We start from the raw sequence: 17,640 nt of genomic DNA on the forward strand, positions 1-17,640 counted from the left end.
AACGCAAAATGCGAGGCCTGGACGACCATCGTTCACCCACCCGAGGAGAGACATCATGAAGACCCTGAGTTTCCTGGCCGCGCTCGCTGCGGCATCGGCCTTTGCCACCGCCGCCTTCGCCGCCGCGCCCGTCAAGACGGTCGACAGCGCCAAGGGCAAGGTGCTGGCCGGCGAAAACGGCATGACGCTCTACACGTTCAAGAACGACAAGTCGGGCGAATCCAATTGCAACGGCGATTGCGCAAAGGCCTGGCCGCCGCTCATGGCCGATGGCAAAGCCAAGGCAGAGGGTGCATATTCGATCATTACCCGCAAGGACGGGATGAAGCAGTGGGCAAAGGACGGCATGCCGCTCTATTTCTTCGTCAAGGACGCAAAGTCCGGTGATGTCGCCGGTGACGGCTTCAAGGGCGTCTGGGATGTCGCACGGCCCTGATCGGACCGGAAACGGCGCGGCGGGACCCTCCCCAGCGCCAGATAGTTTTGAGGCGGAGGTGCTGGCGCTCCTCCCCTCGCTGCGACGCTATTCGCGCAGCCTCGCCCGGTCGGATGCCGATGGCGAGGACCTGCTTCAGGATTGTGTCGAGAAGGTTCTGGCCCGCCGCGGCCAATGGCGCGGACTGAATCTGCGCGGCTGGATCTTCACCATCATGACCAATCTTTACCGCAACGAGCGGCGCCAGCAGGGCGGCCGCAGCTTCGTCGATATCGATGACAACAGCCACCTGCCGGCTGACGAAACGGATAACGATCCGCTACGGCGATCGCGCCTCGAAACGGCGTTGAACAGTCTCGGCGAAGACTATCGCGCGGTGCTGATGCTCGTCGTCGTCGAGGGCTACAGCTATCAGGATGTCGCCGACATGCTCGATATCCCGATCGGCACAATCATGTCGCGCCTGTCACGCGCCCGCCAGAAGATGACCAGCCTGCTGAATGCAGACAATGTTGTCACGCTTCGGAGACCAAAATGAACGAACACAAACCGACCGTGACCGAAGCGGATCTTCACGCCTTTGCCGATGGTCTTCTGCCGCCGGAAAAACAGGCGGAACTGGAGGCATGGCTGGCCGAAAATCCTGAAGAGGCTGCTTCCGTGGCTGCATGGCAAGCCCAGAACCATGACATCCGGGCCATGTTCTCCCCTTATGCGGTATCGAGAGATGGCGACCCAGACCTCATTTTGAAAAGCAGAACCTCATCGGCCGCACAGGCGTCTGCCCCGCAACGAAGCCCCAAGCTGAGGATGCTTGCCGCCTCATTGGCGCTCTTCATCGTCGGTGCTGCGGCCGGTCACTTCGGCCCTGATCTTTTTGCCAGACCCGAATTGCAGCTGACATCAATCGAAGCCCTGCCGCAGCAAGCACACTCGGCCTTCGTCGTCTATGCCAGCGATGTCCGCCATCCCGTCGAAGTCGGCGCGGATCAGGAGGCACATCTTGCCACTTGGCTCGGGAAGCGCATGAATGTCGCTGGCCTCAAGGTGCCGAGCCTGCAGAAACTGGGTTTCCAGCTCGTCGGCGGCCGGCTGCTGCCGATCAACGGTACGCCCGGAGCCCTGTTCATGTATGAAAATGCCAGCGGCCAGCGCCTGACCGTGCTGGTGGGGCGCAATAGTGGCAACACCACGACCAGCTTCCGCTTCGCCAGCGACAAACCCGTCGAGACCTTCTACTGGATCGACGGCAATCTCGGCTATGCCGTGACAGGCGAAATCTCGCGCGACATGCTGCGGCAGGTGGCGGACGAGTGCTACAAGCAGTTCTCTTCCTGACGCCGGCGGGACACTCGCATAGGACATTTAGATAGGGGCCGGCCACCCGCCCTCGTGGTGCGAGACCGCCCCTTGGCCCTCCTCATCATAAGGGCTAGTCTTTTGCGCAGGCAGATCAGGTGAGCTTTCATGGAATTCGACACTTGCTCCATCCTTATCCTAAGGTGCGGAGGTCGCAGACCGAAGCCTTGAACGGCAAGGATGGTCCCAGGCAAGCCCGCCTTCTAAAGTCGAGGATCATTCTCCAGCGCAATCGGCTTGCCATGCGGCGTTGCCTCCGCCGCACGTTGCCAGCTTTGTTGCAAAGCCAGGATCGCATCGGCATCCGCGATACCCTTCGACACGAGCAAGCCAGACAGAGCAGCCACCCAGCAATCGAAATAATCGCTGCCGTCAATCGCTCGGCCCGGCTTGTGCAGTTCCGCCGACAACTGCTCAGCCCATTCGCTCCAGGCAAACAGACCTTTTTCGTGCAGATGAACTGTCATGGCGAAAGCTTCTGCCGCCCAAGGTTCGAGAAAGACCGGCTCGCCATCGGCTGATTTCGGCAACTGCGGCGATTGCGCCAAAGGCGATGCGATCTCACATGCGCTCAAGATAGCTCTCCCAGGCATCGATCGAAACCGTCAGAGAAGGATCGGCGCCATCGCCCCAGATCTCGACGCCATCGAAGACGACCGTGTAGACCCACTGCGGATTTTCGCCGCGGCCATGGGCATTGTCGTCGGGAAAGACGAAAGAACCCTGCACGGCCTCAACGACACCGATTTTGGCGCGGGCGTAGCGGGGCAATCTGGTATGGCCGGTCGGATTGAAATTCTTGGTGCGCACATGATCACCGACGGCAAAGAGCGGTGCGGTATCGAGCGGCCGGTCGCAGGGGCCGCCCTTGGCCAGTGCGCCATCGACCATGTCGGCCTTAAGAACCCGCTTCGGCACCCTGCCCTGTTCAAGCGCGTGGCCGCTGCGCAGTTCCTCGGCTGTGGCAAAACCATGCCGCTCCAGCAGCATATCGACTGCGCGGGTCCAGATCTCATAGTAGCTGGCACCCAGATAATCGGCCGGCGGAATATTTTCGCGCGCATGCCGGCTCTCGTCGATGTTCCAGGCGCCGAAAGCGCCGCAGGAGAGCGTGATGCCGAGCGCGCGCTTTTCCCATTCCGCATGGAAATAGGGCTCGTTCGGCTCCGGCGCGACCGGGCCGAAGCCCATCTGGCCGCCAAGATCGTGCGGGCCGTTCATAGTGCAGTCTCCGGCGTCTTGGCGAGCGCGGTTCCGATCATGGCATCGCGGCTGACGAGATCCGCGAGCGCCGCCTCGTCCATGCCTTCGGAAGCGGCAGGCCGCTCGGGGATCACCAGATAACGAAGTTCCGCCGTCGAATCCCAGACGCGGATCTTCGTTTCCTGCGGCAGCGTCAGGTCGAATTCGGCGAGCACGCCGCGCGGGTCGATCACCGCGCGCGATCGATAGGCCGGCGCCTTATACCAGACCGGCGGCAGCCCGAGCACCGCCCAGGGATAGCAGGAGCAGAGCGTGCAAACGATCAGATTATGCGTTTCCGGCGTATTGAACACCGCACGCATGTGCTCGCCCTGGCGGCCGGTAAAGCCGAGGCTGGCGATCGCCGCTGTCGCGTCGCGCCGTAACCAATCGGCAAAATTTGGATCGCTCCATGCCTTTGCCACCACCTGCGCGCCGTTGCGTGGCCCGACCTTCGTCTCATAGGTCTCGACGATGCGGTCGATCGCCGCCGGGTCGATCAAACCTTTTTCCGTCAACAGCGTTTCGAGTGCCTTCACCCGCGCCTGCATATCCGAATAGTGGTTGTCGTGATGATGGTGATGATGATCGTCGTCATCATGCGAGTGGTCGTGGGACATGGCCGTCTCCTGTCTCTTTGCGCCTACTTTAGCATCGGCCAGAGACTGAGCACCAGCAGAACGGCCATGGTTATGTTGAACCATTTCAGCCGGACGGGATCGGAGAGCCAATCGCGCAGGACGGAGCCGAAGCCGGCCCAGGTCGATACGCTGGGGACGTTCACAGCGGCAAACGCGAACCCGACGAGAAGGACAGTGAAGAGATAGAGCTGCTCATTTGTGTAAGTGGCCATGGCGGTGACGGCCATCACCCACGCCTTGGGGTTGACCCATTGGAACGCAGCAGCGCTGATGAAACTCATCGGCTTTGCATCGCCTTCCGCCTCGCTCAGGCTGCGCGAGGTACCGATCTTCCAGGCAATCCAGACAAGGTAAGCTCCGCCAGCGAATTTAAGCGCGGTATAGAGCACCGGCACCGTGTGCAGAAGCGCACCCAATCCCAATCCCACGGCAATCAGCAGCACAAAAAAGCCGACGCCGATGCCGAGCATGTGTGGAATGGTGCGGCGGAAACCGAAGTTCACACCTGAGGTAAACAACATCATGTTGTTCGGTCCGGGCGTGATCGATGTGGTGAACGCGAAAAGTAGAAGAGCCAGAAATGTATCCAGCGCCATGATGCCTCCCGGGACACCGTATCGTGACAAGGCGGCATCCGAAATTCGTCTTCATGCGCGTGGAATATGACAGCGCATCTTTATCCGACATTAGTTTGCCAGCCATACGAAAGCCATAGGGTGATTGTCACGGTGACATGACGGATGTCGATTGAAATCCGGTTGAATGCTCCTATCCTTCGGTTTTCTGTAATGAGGAATGACTATGCGCGAGCCCATCCCAACCGTCACCCTTCCCTCGGGCATCCAGGTTCCGGCGCTTGGCCAGGGAACGTGGAATATGGGCGAGAGCGCCGCGACTGCCAGGGACGAAATCGCGAGCCTGAAAACTGGCCTTGATCTCGGCATGACGCTGATCGATACGGCTGAAATGTACGCAAACGGCGGTTCGGAAGAGATCGTCGGCAAGGCGATCGAAGGCCGTCGCGACGAGGTTTTTCTTGTCAGCAAGGTCTATCCCGCCAATGCCAGCCGCAAAGGCGCGGTCGAATCCTGCGAACGCAGCCTGAAGCGCCTGAATACCGATCGCATCGATCTCTATCTGCTGCATTGGCGCGGCAACTACCCGCTTGAAGAGACGGTGGAAGCTTTCGAAGGCCTGAAAGCCGCCGGCAAGATCGAGGCCTGGGGCGTTTCGAATTTCGACGTCGCGGATATGGACGAGCTGCTTTCCGTGCCGAACGGCGGCAATGTCGCCGCCAATCAGGTGCTCTACAATCTCTCCCGACGCGGCATCGAATACGACCTCTTGCCCTGGTGCCAGGAGCGCAGCATTCCGATCATGGCCTATTCGCCGATCGAGCAAGGCCGCCTGCTCCATCATCCCGAGCTGATCCGCGTCGCCAAGACTTACCAGGCGACCCCGGCCCAGATCGCCCTCGCCTTTCTGCTGGAGCGCGACGGCGTCATATCGATCCCGAAATCCTCCAACGCGCAGCGTGTCGAAGAGAACCGTGACTCGATCGATGTGGACATCACCGACGAAGATTGGGCCGTCCTCGACGCTGCCTTCCCGCCGCCGTCGCGGAAGAAGTCGCTAGACATGCTGTAGGTTCAGGCAGCCGCCTTCTGCTGCGCGACGATCAGGTCGATCGCTTGGAAAACGTCGAGCTCACGCCAGTCGGCCGGATCGCGATAGGTCGGGTAAAGTGAAAAAGCGGCAGCAGCGATCTGGTCGACGGTCCGAAGTTTCGTTCGACGGCCGGCGAGCGCGGCCTTGGTGTAGACGCCGAAACGATCCTCGGTCACACCCCAGCCGGCATAAAAGGGCGCGGCATAGCAGCGAACTGGAATGCCACGCAGCAGCGCATCGAAACCGAATTGGCTGGAAACTGTCCAGACCTCGTCGATCACGTCGAGGATCGATGCCACCGACACCTCGTCGCCGACAAGGATTGCATCGCCTTTCGAAGCGTCATCCGTAAGATAACCCTTACGAAGTCCGGCCATTACATCCGGATGGGTGCGGATCAGGCATTGCGCATCGCTCGCCAATCCGTCGGCAAGCATCTTCTCGAATGAGGCTCTCGAACCAAGCGCCCTACCGACGGAAACGTCGCCGACGACCTGATCGACAAGCAGAATGCGCCGCTTCTTCGTTTGCTCGATGCGAGGCGCGCGATGAGGAAGATGATTGTATTTCGAAAGCCTGTTGAGAACGATCTGCTCGCGAATGGCGCGGCCGAGATCTCCAGCCTCCCCGGCACCTTCTATCAGCCGTTCAAGCCGCGACGGGCTGTTTGCATCGACGGGCAGACCAAGATCGTCGATAACGATGGATAGCGGAATAGCGCCGGACTTGCCGAGCCCCATCGACCGCAGAAAGCCGTCCTCCAGATGCCAGTGACGCAATCCGCGAAACCGCGCAATCCTGGCCGCCATCTTGGCCGGCGCGCGGCCACCCCAGGACAGGATGCCGCCGATTCCAGGAGAAAGGATCGAAGCCAGTTTCTGCGAGCCGAAATAATGTCCGAGCCAGGGAAAATCACTGCGGACGAAGAAGGCGGCGCCAAGCCGCATGTCGGCAGGCGGATGCCATGGCTTTTCGCCGATATCGGGAAAAATCTCGCCAGCGACGGCCGCCACCTCTGCTACCCCCGTATAAATCAAGCCGTCGATCGGCCCGAGCGTCGCAAAGGCTAGGCGACGCCCGCAAGCCGGTCAATGATGGAGGGTCGTTACATCCCCTGCGAGCCGCGATTCATCGCGGCGATGCCGGTGCGGCAGACTTCGATGAGGCCGAGCGGCTTGACGATGGCGATGAACTGGTCGATCTTCGAGGATTTGCCGGTGATTTCGAGAATGAAGTGCTCGACGGTCGCGTCCACCACCTTGGCGTGGAATGCGTCGGCGAGCCGCAGCGTTTCGGCGCGCATTTCGCCGCTTCCGGTCACCTTCAGCAGCGCCACTTCGCGCTCGATCGGCCGCTCCTGGCCGAGTTCGCGGGCGCGCACCGTCAAGTCGACGACGCGATGTACGGGAACGATGCGCTCGAGCTGTGCCTTGATCTGCTCCAGCACCTGCGGCGTGCCGCGCGTAACGACGGTGATGCGCGACAGATGCGCCTGATGCTCGGTCTCGGAAACCGTGAGGCTCTCGATGTTGTAGCCCCGGCCGGAGAACAGGCCGATGACGCGGGCGAGAACGCCGGGCTCGTTGTCGACAAGCACCGAAAGCGTGTGGCTCTCAGCCACCGCGGTTTCCGGCGAGATGAAGTAGGCGGAGCCCGTGGGTTGAAGGTGTGCGTTCATGATCCTTGTTCCGTTTCCTCGGTTCTTGTTCGAGATGCCAGCGAGATCGGCCGGGCGCAGCTTGTGCCGCGCTCGGCTATCGATCAAACCAGCTGGCGACCCTTGGCATCGATCGCGTTGGCGACGGCCTCATCTGTCGCCTCGTCCGGCAGCAGCATCTCATTATGTGCCTTGCCCGAGGGGATCATCGGGAAGCAGTTGGCGAGATTGGCGACACGGCAATCGAAGATGACCGGCTTGTTGACGTCGATCATTTCCTGGATGGCGGCATCGAGGTCACCCGGCTTCTCGCAGCGCAGGCCGACGGCGCCATAGGCTTCCGCAAGCTTGACGAAATCAGGCATCGCTTCCGTGTAGGAGTTCGACAGGCGGTTCCCATGCAGCAGCTGCTGCCACTGGCGAACCATGCCCATGTATTGGTTGTTCAGGATGAAGATCTTGATCGGCGCATTGTGCTGGATCGCGGCCGACATTTCCTGAATGCACATCTGGATCGAGGCATCGCCGGCAATGTCGATAACCAGGCTTTCCGGATGGGCGATCTGAACGCCGAGCGCAGCCGGCAGGCCGTAGCCCATGGTTCCGAGACCGCCCGAGGTCATCCAGCGGTTCGGTTGTTCGAAGCCGTAGAACTGCGCCGCCCACATCTGGTGTTGACCGACTTCGGTCGTGATGTAGGTATCGCGATGCTTGGTCAGCTCATAAAGGCGCTGGATCGCATATTGCGGCATGATGACATCGTCGCTCGGCTTGTAGGCGAAGGAGTTGCGCGCACGCCAGCGCGCAACATCGGCCCACCAGTCGCTGAGGCGGTCCGCCGCAGGCTTCTGCGGCAGGGCGCGCCACAGGCGAACCATGTCTTCCAGAACATTGCCGACATCACCGAGAATGCCGATATCGACGTGAACGTTCTTGTTGATCGAGGACGGATCGATATCGATATGGATCTTCTTCGAATTCGGCGAGAAGGCATTGAGACGGCCGGTAATGCGGTCGTCGAAGCGCGCGCCGATGCAAACCATGACGTCGCAATCATGCATCGCCATGTTGGCTTCATAGGAACCGTGCATGCCGAGCATGCCGAGCCAGCTCTTGCCCGATGCCGGGTAGGCGCCGAGGCCCATCAGCGTCGATGTGATCGGGAAATTTGTCAGCTCGACCAGCTCGCGCAGCAGCTTGGAAGCTTCTGGACCGGAGTTGACGACGCCGCCGCCGGAATAGATGACCGGACGACGGGCATTCTTCATCAGCTCGATCGCCTGGTGAATCTTGTTGAGATCGCCCTGGATCTTCGGCTGATAGCTCTTCTGGACATCATGGGCTTCCGGCGGCGTATAGGTGCCGGTCGCAAACTGAATGTCCTTCGGAATGTCGACGACGACAGGACCGGGACGGCCTGACTGCGCGATGCGGAAGGCTTCGTGGATGACGGCGGCCAGTTCGTTGACATCCTTGACCAGCCAGTTGTGCTTGGTGCAGGGACGTGTGATCCCGACCGTATCGCATTCCTGGAACGCATCGGAGCCGATCAGCGTGGTCGGAACCTGACCACTGAGGCAGACGAGCGGAATCGAATCCATCAAGGCGTCCTGCAGCGGGGTGACGGCATTGGTCGCACCCGGACCGGAGGTGACCAGCATGACGCCGACCTTGCCGGTGGAGCGGGCATAGCCTTCGGCCGCATGGCCGGCGCCCTGTTCGTGGCGGACGAGAATGTGCTTGATGTCGTCCTGCTGGAAGATCTCGTCATAGATCGGAAGCACAGCGCCGCCCGGATAACCGAAGATGTGTTCGACGCCGTTGTCCTTGAGCGCCTGCAACACGATCTCCGCGCCTGTCATTCGATTGCCGCTCGCCTGATTATCTGTGCCGGTCATACGTTTGTTCCGCTGTCTGCTGGAGGTTTGGAAAGATGAAATCTCGATTTCGGGCATAAAAAAAGGCCCCTTCGGGAGCCTGTCATCTAGCGCATGGGTGGCTATCGCCGGATGGTTACACCATCCTGCCCATGCGCCTTCCCACCACGATAAGAACGATCGAGTTTTTCATGGGCCGAAGTGATAGACAGAAAATTTCGAAGCGTCAACGCGTGAAGCAATAAAAAATCGCGGCTGCATCATAACGCTATAAAAAGAGCGGATGGCAGACAGGGTTTTGTTAAGCCCACGTCTCTATGCTCCGACATCTAAAATTGGGGTAATTGTTTGCTGAATAACGATCTGCAGACATCGGGCAGCGCGGGAGATCTTGATCGCCGCGACAAGTTGAAACCGGGAAATCGCTTTCTCGGTCGTGTCGTCGCGTGCAACGGTTCCAGAGCGACGATCGCCGCTGTGGCCGAGGCCGGCGGCACGGACCTGACCGAACTCTGGTCCGTGGGCCGGCTGATTTCCATTAGCGTCGGGAAGAACCGCGTCGCAGCGCTCGTCTATTCGATGAATACACAAAGCGTCGGCTGGGGCGAAGGGCAGGACAATCTCTTCCGCATCGAGGTGGAATTGCTTGGCGAAGTCCGCGTCGGACCGGATGGCCGCGAGGAGTTTTCGAGCGGCATTACCGCCTATCCGTATCTCGGGGCCATTGCGCATCGCATTCGTGCCGCCGATCTCATGCGCATCTTCGATGCCGGCAAGGGCAGCAGCTGTGTCATCGGCAAGCTGACGCAGGACGAAAGCATCGACGCTGCCATTCATATTCCCTCAATGCTCTCGAAACATTTTGCAGTCGTCGGCTCGACCGGCGTCGGCAAATCCACTGCCGTATCGCTGCTGTTGCACAAGGCAATCACAGCCGATCCGAAATTGCGCGTGCTGATCCTCGATCCGCACAATGAATTCGCGGCCGCCTTCCCCAGGCAGGCCGTCGTCATCGACACTGATACGCTTGATCTGCCCTTCTGGCTGATGCGTCTCGACGAATTTAGCGAAGTCGTCTTCCGTGGCCGGCCGGCGGTGCCTGAGGAACTCGATGCTCTGCGCGATCTCATTCCCGAAGCGAGACGCGGTTTCCGCGGCAGCGATTCAAGCCTGATGCGCCGCCAGACGGAAAAGTCTTCGGTGACTGCGGACACACCCGTCCCCTATCGCATGGCCGATCTTCTGGCGCTGATCGACGAGCGTATCGGCCGCCTTGAGGGCCGTCAGGAAAAGCCGCACCTGCGCTCACTGAAGATGCGCATCATCTCGGCGATCAACGATCCGCGCTATCATTTCATGTTCTCCAACAATACGATCACCGACACGATCATGGAGACCATCGCCAAGATCTTCCGCATTCCCGGCGACGGCAAGCCGATCTGCACCTTCCAGCTCGCCGGCATCCCTTCGGAAGTCATCAATTCTGTCGCTTCAGTACTTTGCCGCATGGCCTTCGAACTGGCGCTCTGGAGCGACGGCGCGATCCATATGCTCGTCGTCTGCGAGGAAGCTCACCGCTATATTCCTGCCGATCCGAGCCTTGGCTTCTTCCCAACGCGCCAGGCGATCGCCCGCATCGCCAAGGAAGGGCGCAAATACGGCGTATCGCTCGGCATCATCACGCAGCGGCCGGGCGAACTGGACCAGACGATCCTGTCGCAGTGTTCGACGCTGTTTGCCATGCGCCTTGCCAATGATCGCGACCAGGAAATCATCCGCTCGGCCATCCCGAACTCCTCGATCTCGACGACCAGCTTTCTTTCATCGATTGGCAACGGCGAGGCCATCGCCTTCGGCGAGGCCATCGCAGTGCCGATGCGCATGCGCTTTTCCCAGGTCGATCGACATTTGCTGCCAAAAGCGAGCGGCAGCGTCGCGAAAACCAGCGAAGACTCGCCGGATACGGTCGATCTGCGCACGATCATCGGCCGCATGCGTTCGATTTCGGGCCCCGATATCAGTCCTCTGCAACATGGCTACAATGCTATGCCCGTGACGGATATCAAGGATGATTTCGACGAAGTGCCGGTCGAGCAGCCAATCCGGCCCCAAGCGGAATCGAGCCTGCAACCGATCGAACCCTATCGTCCAGACATGCTGCCTCGTACCGCCGCACCACAACCCGCGGCGGCTTCACAAACATCGATCGATAGCAAGCTTGCGGAATTGCGTCGCGAATTCCGCAGCGACGAGGGAGGCACGCGCTCGGTGTCGCCGAGAGAGCCCGCTCCATCCCTGCGGCGCGAACCCGGCTTGTCCTTGCGGGACAGCCTTCTGAAAAAGCCGCTCAGCAGTCTCTACGACAAGGACTGATACCGGACTACGGGCTCAAGCGCTCCCAACTCTCGTCCATCTGATTACGGAACCAGGTCATCTGCCGCTTGGCATATTGCCGTGTCGCCGCGGATCCGGTTTCGATGACCTCGGCACGCGTCATCTCCCCCTTCAGCATCGCGGCGATCTGCATGACCCCGATCGCTTTCATGACCGGCATTTCCGGCGGAAGATCCAGTGCCAGCAAAGCCCGCACCTCATCTTCCGCTCCCATCGCCAGCATTTTCTCGAAACGGCTGTTGATGCGTTCATGCAGGATAGCGCGCTCAGGCAGAACCACGATCTTTCGCGCACGGTCGGGATTAATGATCATTGGTCCGTTCTTACCCTGAAAAGCGGCGATGGACCGACCCGTCGCTTCAATCACTTCCAGGGCGCGAACGATGCGCTGTCCGTCCTGCGGGTTCAGTGTTTTCGCGACGGCGGCGTCGCGCTCCGCAAGCTCACGATGCAGAGTTTCCGTCCCTTCCGCCAGCAGCCGGCCGCGGAGCCGATCGCGGATATCGGACGGAATCTCGGGCATATCGGAAAGCCCGCCCGTCAGCGCCTTGAAATAAAGACCCGTCCCCCCGACAAAGACAGGCATTCTGCCCTCGCCGCGCAAGCGTTCGACCAAGGCGCCTACCTCGCGCAGCCAGACGCCGGTCGAATAGGCTTCGCCGGCTGGAACGTGGCCATAAAGATGGTGCGGAATGCCTTCCATATCTGCTTCATCCGGCCGCGCGGTCAGCACGCGCAGGGTGTCATAGACCTGCATGCTGTCGGCATTGATGACGACGCCATCGTGCGAACGTGCCAATTCCACCGCCAGTGCGGACTTGCCGCTGGCGGTCGGCCCGGTTATCAGGATCGCGTCGATATTGCTCATAGGGTTTCTGCTCATGGCCTTCGTTGCCACGCTTATTGCCAATCCGTCAAACCCCGTTCTCGTTCCGGCCATCGCAGAACAGGCGGCTGATGCTGTCAAAGCGTCCGGGCTCTATTGGCTTGCCGACGGCATTGCCTGCGATATCGCGCTACGCGACGACAACGATATCGAGGCAGCGGAAGCCAATATCCTGGCGGTGATCGGCAGCGCACCGATCGATCTGGCGATCCAGGAGGCCGAAACCCGTCGCAAGAAATTGCTGATCGCCGACATGGATTCCACGATGATCGGCCAGGAATGCATCGACGAGCTTGCCGCCGAAGTCGGCCTCAAGGAGAAGGTTGCCGATATCACCGCCCGCGCCATGAATGGGGAAATTGCCTTCGAGCCGGCCCTGCGCGAGCGCGTCGCTCTCCTCAAAGGATTGCCGCTCTCCGTTGTCGACGATGTCATTGCCAAGCGCATCACGCTGACGCCGGGCGGCCCCGAGCTCATCGCCACCATGAAAGCGAAGGGCTATTACGCCGCCCTCGTTTCCGGTGGCTTCACTGTCTTCACCAGCCGCATCGGCGCCACGCTCGGCTTCGACGAGAACCGGGCCAATATCCTGCTCGAAGAAAACGGCATCCTGACAGGCTTCGTCGAGGAACCCATCCTCGGCAAGCAGGCCAAGGTGGATGCGCTGAACGATATAGTCGAGAGGCTCGGCATTTCCACCGATGACGCGCTGGCAGTCGGCGACGGCGCCAACGACCTTGGCATGCTGCAGCTTGCCGGTTCGGGCGTCGCGCTCCATGCCAAGCCCACCGTTTCGGCACAGGCCAGAATGCGCATCGACCACGGTGACCTGACTGCCCTGCTCTATATCCAGGGCTACCGCAAGACGGACTTCGTCAAACCATAGAGCAGTCCAAATCGCTGAAGTCAGGGGCCGCAGATGATCATCACCGAAACCGAACGCCTCATCATCCGCAATTGGCGCGAGACGGATCATGATCTGGCCTACGAGATCAATTCCGACGAGGCCGTCATGGAGTTCTTTCCGTTTCGCCGCAATCGCGCTGAAGCGGACGCCTTTTTCGATCGCGTCCAGTCAATGATCACGGAAACCGGGCTCGGCCTTTACGTGCTCGAGCTGAAGGAAAGCCGTGAGGCGATCGGCTATTGCGGGCTGATGCGGACGAATCACCTTGAGCCATTCGTCCCAGTCGGAACGATCGAGATCGGCTGGCGGCTCGTAGCACGACAATGGGGCAAGGGACTGGTCACCGAAGCGGCGCGGGCATTGCTAGCCTATGGCTTCGGAAAGCTCGATCTGGATCAAATCGTTTCCTTCGCCGTGCACAACAATGTCAGATCGACCGCCGTAATGGCGCGGATCGGCATGCACCGCGTCGAGGGCGGCGACTTCGATCACCCCAACGTTCCCGACACGCATCCGCACCTAAAGCGCCATGTCCTCTATCGCCTAACGGAAGCTGAATGGCGGGCACAACAGATGGAGCAAGTCGGGAGCTGACTTCTACTCAAGCGCAACGGCGATGAAACGCAAGTCACCCTTCGGAGACGCGATCATCATCTGCGCATTGCGGCGGCCTTCCCGCTTCAGCGAAGCCACCTTCTCCGAGGCAGCACTCGGAGTCTGGACGAATTCCTGCGCAACCTCAACGACGACATCGCCGGGCTTCAGCCCCTTTTCCGCCGCCGCCGAGCCTGGCGCCACTTCGGTGATGACAACGCCATCGACACTGTCGGCAATTCCGAAGCTCTTGCGGTTTTCGGCGGTCAGCGTCGACAGCTTCATTCCGAGAATGCTCGAGGTTGCCTGGACCGGCGGCTGGGCCTGCGGCGATTGCTGCGGATCGCCTCCCTGATCCTGCCCATCCATGCCGTCGTCGTCACCCTCGTCCCCCTGGTCGGGATTGATGACACCATCGCTATTGCCCTTATCGTCGGGCGCGAGCTGTGGCTTCTTGTTCTTGTCGGCGCTTGCGGCTGCCGCCTGGTCGCTGTCCTCCAGCCGGCCGAGCGTCACCTTGACGGTCTGCTGCTTGCCATCGCGATAGATGACGACGTCGACTTCCTTGCCGACGGTGCTTTCGGCAACGACGCGCGGCAAGTCGCGCATCTCTTCCACATCCTTGCCGTCAAATTTAAGGATGACATCGCCCGCCTTGATCGAGCCGTTATCGACAGGGCCGCCCTTGATGACACCAGCGACGAGCGCGCCCTTGGCTTCGGATAGGCCGAGGCTATTAGCAACATCGTCCGTGACCGGCTGAATGCGCACGCCGAGCCAGCCGCGGCGCGTCTCGCCGAAGTCTCGGAGCTGATTGACGACGCCTTCCGCCAGTTCCGACGGCACTGCAAAGCCGATACCGATCGAGCCACCGCTCGGGGAGATGATCGCCGTATTGATGCCAATCACCTCGCCCTTCATGTTGAAGAGCGGACCGCCGGAATTGCCCTTGTTGATCGCCGCATCAGTCTGGATGAAGTTATCGTAGGGGCCGGCGTTGATGTTGCGGCCGCGCGCCGAGACGATGCCGATGGTCACCGAGCCGCCGAGGCCGAACGGATTGCCGATCGCCATCACCCAGTCGCCGATCCGCATCTTTGAGGAATCGCCGAACTTGACTGACGTCAGCGGATGCTTGGGCTCGACCTTGAGAACCGAAAGATCGGTCTTCGTATCCGTTCCGATCAGCTTGGCCTTCAGCTTCGTGCCGTTCGGGAAGATCGCCTCGATATCGTCGGCACCTTCAATGACGTGATTGTTGGTGACGATATAGCCTGCGGGATCGATGACGAATCCAGAACCGAGCGAGCTCACCTTACGGTTGCTGTCGTCGTCTTTCTTGTTGTTGAAGAAATCCTTGAATTCATCCTGGTAGGGCGAATTGTCCGGCACCTTCGGGGTCGCCGGCCCATTCCCCTCATCCTTGACCTTCTGCGACGTGGAAATATTGACGACCGCGTCGAGCAGGCCGGAAGCAAGATCTGCAACCGATGCCGGCCCTGCATTCATCGCCGGATTCGTGGTGATCGTAGGAGATGCTGTCGGCGGCGTCTGATTGTTCGGCGTTGCTGGCGGCTGGGCACCTGCGGTCGCACCGCTGTTCTGCGTCTGCGCATAAGCCTGTTCGGTAACGCCCGCAACGGGGGCGGCAATCACTGCAATGCTTGCGAGCAAGGCAAACGAACGGCTGAAAGGCAGGCGATTGGTCGAAGCCATCAGGCATCCTCATCAAGATAGGGGAAAACTTGTATAAGCATCAACATAAGGCGGAATGATGAAGCGTGAAATCACCTTTTTGCGAAATCCCCGGACCTCCGTCCCGCCAATGCTCACAGGCTAAAAGTGATGCCATCCGTCACAAAGAAAAGGGCCACCCTGAGGCAGCCCTTTCATTTCTAGCACCAACGCCTTAGTTCGCGGGCGCCGTCGGATTGGCGAGCGCCGGCGCCCCGGAATTGGGCGCAGAACCGGCAGGACTGTCGAAATACTTGAAGAAGTCCGACTGGTTCGGCGGCAGGACAAGCGTCTTGCCACCCGAGGCAAGCGCCTTGTTGTAGGCAGCCATCGAGCGATAGAACTCGTAGAAGTTCGGATCGCGCTTGGAAGCATCCGCAAAGATGCCGTTGCGTTCGGCTTCGCCTTCACCACGCAATACTTCCGAATCCTTCTGCGCATCGGCAACGATCTCGACGACTTGACGGTCCGCGACGGCCCGGCGGCGCTGGCCTTCTTCGTTACCGCGCGCGCGGATCAGCTCGGCTTCCGCCAGACGCTCGGCCTTCATGCGGTCGTAAGTGTTCTGCGACACTTCCTGAGACAGGTCCGTGCGGCGGATGCGGACGTCTTCAATGTTTAGGCCGAGTGTTTCCGCATCGCGATGGAGATCGTTGCGCACGTCCGTCATCATCGCGGCGCGCTCGTTGGAAAGCGCCGCCTCGAAGCCGCGCAGGCCATAGACGCGACGCAGAGCAGCGTCGAGGCGCGTCCTGAGACGCGATTCGGCCGCATCGCGATCGCCCGAGACGGTCTCGCGGAACTTGCGCGCATCCATGATCTTGTAGACGACGAAGGCATCGACTTCGTAGAACTTGCCGCCCGAGACCTGGACACGGATATTGTCCAGATCGAAGCGGAGTTCCTGCTGCTGCACATACTGGACGCGATCGGCATCCATGAAGGCAAAAGGTAGCTTGAAGTAGATGCCCGGCTCCGTCTTCACGGCGCGAATCTGGCCGAAGCGCAGGACGATCGCCTGTTCACGGGCATTGACCACGAACACCGACGAATAGATAAGCAGCAGTACTACCGCGAGCGCGATAAGAATGGCTGGCAAACGGCTGGATGTCATTATTTGGCCTCCGGCTGAGTTGCAGCAGCGGGCTTGCCCGCCTGTGTCGTGGACTGCTTGCCGACTTCATTCAGCGGCAGATAAGGCACGACGCCCTGCTTGTCGTCGATGATAATGCTGTTGGAATTGCCGATGACGGACTCCATGGTTTCCAGGAACAGACGCTTGCGCGTGACCTCGGGCGCCTTGACGTATTCGTCGTAGATCGAGATGAAGCGCTGCGCCTCACCCTGAGCTTCCTTCACGATACGATCCTTGTAGGCAGCCGCTTCTTCGCGGATCTGAGCCGCGCGGCCGCGGGCCTGACCGAGCTTCTGGTTGGCATATTGATTGGCCTCTTCCACCTGCTGGTCTTCGTTCTGCTCCGCACGCTGTACTTCTTCGAATGCGTCGGCCACTTCGCGCGGCGGCGAGACATCCTCGATCGGGACGGCATTGATGGAGATACCGGAGCCGTAGCGATCCATCGTATCCTGGATGATACTTCTGACCTCGGTTGCGATTTCCTGACGCTTGTCGCGATAGATGTCCTGAGCCGGGCGGCGACCAACGACCTCACGCATGGCACTTTCCGCAACCTGCTGCAAAGTCTCGTCGGGGGTCTCGAGATTGAACAGATAGGATTGCGGGTTGGTCACGGTATAGAGGATTGAGAACTGCACATTGACGATGTTCTGATCGCCCGTCAGCATCAGGCCAGCATTCGAACCGGCCGAGGAGCGGCCGCCGATATTGCGCTGCTGCTCTGTGACCTTCACGAATTCGATGCGGTCCATCGGCCAAATATGGAAATGCAGGCCGGGCATGGAGATTTCTTCACGCGGCTTGCCGAAGCGCAGTTCAACGCCGCGCTCGTCCGGCTGCACGGTATAGATGCACTGGATCAGCCAGAAAACGGCAATCACTGCGATGATGATGAGAACGACGCCTGCATTGAAGCCACCGGGCACGAAACCTTTCAATCGGTCCTGACCGCGGCGAATGATATCCTCCAGGTCCGGAGGTCCTCCATTGCCGCTGCCCCGCGGCCGGTTCGGTCCCTGTCCCCAAGGTCCCTGATTATTTCCGCCGCCACCGCCGCCCCATGGGCCACCGCCGCCGCCATTCTGATTGCTCCAAGGCATCAAAACC

General features: G+C 60.2%; 18 protein-coding genes. 7 read left to right on the plus strand and 11 right to left on the minus strand.

The annotated features are described in order from the left end of the window. The first annotated feature begins 55 nt into the window (after positions 1–55). Genes RTCIAT899_RS10840 through RTCIAT899_RS10850 form a run of 3 tightly spaced genes read left to right on the plus strand, consistent with a single transcriptional unit; the run spans position 56 to position 1,774 of the window. Positions 56–436 (plus strand): COG4315 family predicted lipoprotein, encoded by a 381-nt coding sequence (locus tag RTCIAT899_RS10840; RefSeq protein WP_015340274.1) that lies wholly within the window; start codon positions 56–58, stop codon positions 434–436. Next, positions 420–974, plus strand: a complete 555-nt coding sequence (locus RTCIAT899_RS10845; RefSeq protein WP_041677521.1) for an RNA polymerase sigma factor — start codon at positions 420–422, stop codon at positions 972–974. The genes RTCIAT899_RS10840 and RTCIAT899_RS10845 overlap by 17 nt, the downstream gene beginning before the upstream one ends. Then, positions 971–1,774 carry an anti-sigma factor family protein gene (locus RTCIAT899_RS10850; protein WP_015340276.1) on the plus strand — a complete coding sequence of 268 codons (804 nt, stop codon included), beginning with the start codon at positions 971–973 and terminating at the stop codon, positions 1,772–1,774. Before RTCIAT899_RS10845 ends, RTCIAT899_RS10850 begins: the two co-directional genes overlap by 4 nt. A gap of 224 nt (positions 1,775–1,998) precedes the next feature. Here RTCIAT899_RS10850 and RTCIAT899_RS10855 read toward each other — a convergent pair whose 3' ends face one another. The 4 genes from RTCIAT899_RS10855 to RTCIAT899_RS10870 are packed head-to-tail and all read right to left on the minus strand — an operon-like array spanning position 1,999 to position 4,274. Beyond that, positions 1,999–2,370 (minus strand): nitrile hydratase accessory protein, encoded by a 372-nt coding sequence (locus tag RTCIAT899_RS10855; protein WP_041677523.1) that lies wholly within the window; start codon positions 2,368–2,370, stop codon positions 1,999–2,001. Further along, the gene (gene nthB / locus RTCIAT899_RS10860) at positions 2,357–3,016 is read right to left on the minus strand and encodes a nitrile hydratase subunit beta (protein WP_015340278.1); all 660 of its coding nucleotides are present in this window, start codon (positions 3,014–3,016) and stop codon (positions 2,357–2,359) included. Before nthB ends, RTCIAT899_RS10855 begins: the two co-directional genes overlap by 14 nt. Continuing rightward, positions 3,013–3,657: a nitrile hydratase subunit alpha gene (nthA, locus tag RTCIAT899_RS10865; protein WP_015340279.1), complete on the minus strand. Its 645-nt coding sequence runs from the start codon at positions 3,655–3,657 to the stop codon at positions 3,013–3,015. The genes nthB and nthA overlap by 4 nt, the downstream gene beginning before the upstream one ends. Positions 3,658–3,680: 23 nt before the next feature. Further along, positions 3,681–4,274 carry a LysE family translocator gene (locus tag RTCIAT899_RS10870; RefSeq protein WP_015340280.1) on the minus strand — a complete coding sequence of 198 codons (594 nt, stop codon included), beginning with the start codon at positions 4,272–4,274 and terminating at the stop codon, positions 3,681–3,683. A gap of 205 nt (positions 4,275–4,479) precedes the next feature. Between RTCIAT899_RS10870 and RTCIAT899_RS10875 the strand changes: the two genes are divergently transcribed. Continuing rightward, a complete protein-coding gene (locus RTCIAT899_RS10875) occupies positions 4,480–5,325 on the plus strand; it encodes an aldo/keto reductase (protein WP_015340281.1) in 846 nt (281 codons plus the stop codon). 2 nt (positions 5,326–5,327) lie between these two features. Here the strand turns inward: RTCIAT899_RS10875 and RTCIAT899_RS10880 are convergent, their stop codons facing one another. The 3 genes from RTCIAT899_RS10880 to RTCIAT899_RS10890 all read right to left on the minus strand — a co-directional run bounded on the left by RTCIAT899_RS10880 (position 5,328) and on the right by RTCIAT899_RS10890 (position 8,901). After that, positions 5,328–6,359: a capsular polysaccharide export protein, LipB/KpsS family gene (locus tag RTCIAT899_RS10880; protein WP_015340282.1), complete on the minus strand. Its 1,032-nt coding sequence runs from the start codon at positions 6,357–6,359 to the stop codon at positions 5,328–5,330. Between the two features lie 92 nt (positions 6,360–6,451). Then, positions 6,452–7,024 carry an acetolactate synthase small subunit gene (gene ilvN, locus RTCIAT899_RS10885; RefSeq protein WP_015340283.1) on the minus strand — a complete coding sequence of 191 codons (573 nt, stop codon included), beginning with the start codon at positions 7,022–7,024 and terminating at the stop codon, positions 6,452–6,454. An 83-nt stretch (positions 7,025–7,107) separates the two neighbouring features. Beyond that, complete coding sequence (locus tag RTCIAT899_RS10890) at positions 7,108–8,901, minus strand: acetolactate synthase 3 large subunit (RefSeq protein ID WP_015340284.1); 1,794 nt, start codon at positions 8,899–8,901, stop codon at positions 7,108–7,110. A 327-nt stretch (positions 8,902–9,228) separates the two neighbouring features. On the opposite strand from RTCIAT899_RS10890, the gene RTCIAT899_RS10895 reads away from it, so the two are divergent. After that, positions 9,229–11,253 carry an ATP-binding protein gene (locus tag RTCIAT899_RS10895; protein ID WP_015340285.1) on the plus strand — a complete coding sequence of 675 codons (2,025 nt, stop codon included), beginning with the start codon at positions 9,229–9,231 and terminating at the stop codon, positions 11,251–11,253. A gap of 7 nt (positions 11,254–11,260) precedes the next feature. Here the strand turns inward: RTCIAT899_RS10895 and miaA are convergent, their stop codons facing one another. Then, the gene (miaA, locus tag RTCIAT899_RS10900) at positions 11,261–12,142 is read right to left on the minus strand and encodes a tRNA (adenosine(37)-N6)-dimethylallyltransferase MiaA (RefSeq protein ID WP_015340286.1); all 882 of its coding nucleotides are present in this window, start codon (positions 12,140–12,142) and stop codon (positions 11,261–11,263) included. A gap of 13 nt (positions 12,143–12,155) precedes the next feature. On the opposite strand from miaA, the gene serB reads away from it, so the two are divergent. After that, a complete protein-coding gene (serB, locus tag RTCIAT899_RS10905; RefSeq protein ID WP_015340287.1) occupies positions 12,156–13,046 on the plus strand; it encodes a phosphoserine phosphatase SerB in 891 nt (296 codons plus the stop codon). A 33-nt stretch (positions 13,047–13,079) separates the two neighbouring features. Further along, positions 13,080–13,661 carry a GNAT family N-acetyltransferase gene (locus RTCIAT899_RS10910; protein ID WP_015340288.1) on the plus strand — a complete coding sequence of 194 codons (582 nt, stop codon included), beginning with the start codon at positions 13,080–13,082 and terminating at the stop codon, positions 13,659–13,661. A 3-nt stretch (positions 13,662–13,664) separates the two neighbouring features. Here the strand turns inward: RTCIAT899_RS10910 and RTCIAT899_RS10915 are convergent, their stop codons facing one another. The 3 genes from RTCIAT899_RS10915 to hflK all read right to left on the minus strand — a co-directional run bounded on the left by RTCIAT899_RS10915 (position 13,665) and on the right by hflK (position 17,633). Continuing rightward, positions 13,665–15,377 carry a Do family serine endopeptidase gene (locus RTCIAT899_RS10915; RefSeq protein ID WP_015340289.1) on the minus strand — a complete coding sequence of 571 codons (1,713 nt, stop codon included), beginning with the start codon at positions 15,375–15,377 and terminating at the stop codon, positions 13,665–13,667. Positions 15,378–15,570: 193 nt separating this feature from the next. Beyond that, a complete protein-coding gene (gene hflC / locus RTCIAT899_RS10920; protein WP_015340290.1) occupies positions 15,571–16,509 on the minus strand; it encodes a protease modulator HflC in 939 nt (312 codons plus the stop codon). Then, on the minus strand, positions 16,509–17,633 hold the full coding sequence (hflK, locus tag RTCIAT899_RS10925; protein ID WP_015340291.1) for an FtsH protease activity modulator HflK: 1,125 nt from the start codon (positions 17,631–17,633) through the stop codon (positions 16,509–16,511). Before hflK ends, hflC begins: the two co-directional genes overlap by 1 nt. Positions 17,634–17,640: the final 7 nt, after the last annotated feature.

The organism is Rhizobium tropici CIAT 899, assembly GCF_000330885.1.
Lineage (GTDB): Bacteria > Pseudomonadota > Alphaproteobacteria > Rhizobiales > Rhizobiaceae > Rhizobium > Rhizobium tropici.

What these genes read in the sequence shown, in the direction of transcription:
- RTCIAT899_RS10840 (WP_015340274.1), top strand. Translation starts at nt 56, where the DNA reads ATGAAGACCCTGAGTTTCCTGGCCGCGCTCGCTGCGGCATCGGCCTTT.
- RTCIAT899_RS10845 (WP_041677521.1), top strand. Translation starts at nt 420, where the DNA reads ATGTCGCACGGCCCTGATCGGACCGGAAACGGCGCGGCGGGACCCTCC.
- RTCIAT899_RS10850 (WP_015340276.1), top strand. Translation starts at nt 971, where the DNA reads ATGAACGAACACAAACCGACCGTGACCGAAGCGGATCTTCACGCCTTT.
- nthB (WP_015340278.1), bottom strand. Translation starts at nt 3,016, where the DNA reads ATGAACGGCCCGCACGATCTTGGCGGCCAGATGGGCTTCGGCCCGGTC.
- nthA (WP_015340279.1), bottom strand. Translation starts at nt 3,657, where the DNA reads ATGTCCCACGACCACTCGCATGATGACGACGATCATCATCACCATCAT.
- RTCIAT899_RS10870 (WP_015340280.1), bottom strand. Translation starts at nt 4,274, where the DNA reads ATGGCGCTGGATACATTTCTGGCTCTTCTACTTTTCGCGTTCACCACA.
- RTCIAT899_RS10875 (WP_015340281.1), top strand. Translation starts at nt 4,480, where the DNA reads ATGCGCGAGCCCATCCCAACCGTCACCCTTCCCTCGGGCATCCAGGTT.
- ilvN (WP_015340283.1), bottom strand. Translation starts at nt 7,024, where the DNA reads ATGAACGCACACCTTCAACCCACGGGCTCCGCCTACTTCATCTCGCCG.
- RTCIAT899_RS10890 (WP_015340284.1), bottom strand. Translation starts at nt 8,901, where the DNA reads ATGACCGGCACAGATAATCAGGCGAGCGGCAATCGAATGACAGGCGCG.
- miaA (WP_015340286.1), bottom strand. Translation starts at nt 12,142, where the DNA reads ATGAGCAATATCGACGCGATCCTGATAACCGGGCCGACCGCCAGCGGC.
- serB (WP_015340287.1), top strand. Translation starts at nt 12,156, where the DNA reads ATGGCCTTCGTTGCCACGCTTATTGCCAATCCGTCAAACCCCGTTCTC.
- RTCIAT899_RS10910 (WP_015340288.1), top strand. Translation starts at nt 13,080, where the DNA reads ATGATCATCACCGAAACCGAACGCCTCATCATCCGCAATTGGCGCGAG.
- RTCIAT899_RS10915 (WP_015340289.1), bottom strand. Translation starts at nt 15,377, where the DNA reads ATGGCTTCGACCAATCGCCTGCCTTTCAGCCGTTCGTTTGCCTTGCTC.
- hflC (WP_015340290.1), bottom strand. Translation starts at nt 16,509, where the DNA reads ATGACATCCAGCCGTTTGCCAGCCATTCTTATCGCGCTCGCGGTAGTA.
- hflK (WP_015340291.1), bottom strand. Translation starts at nt 17,633, where the DNA reads ATGCCTTGGAGCAATCAGAATGGCGGCGGCGGTGGCCCATGGGGCGGC.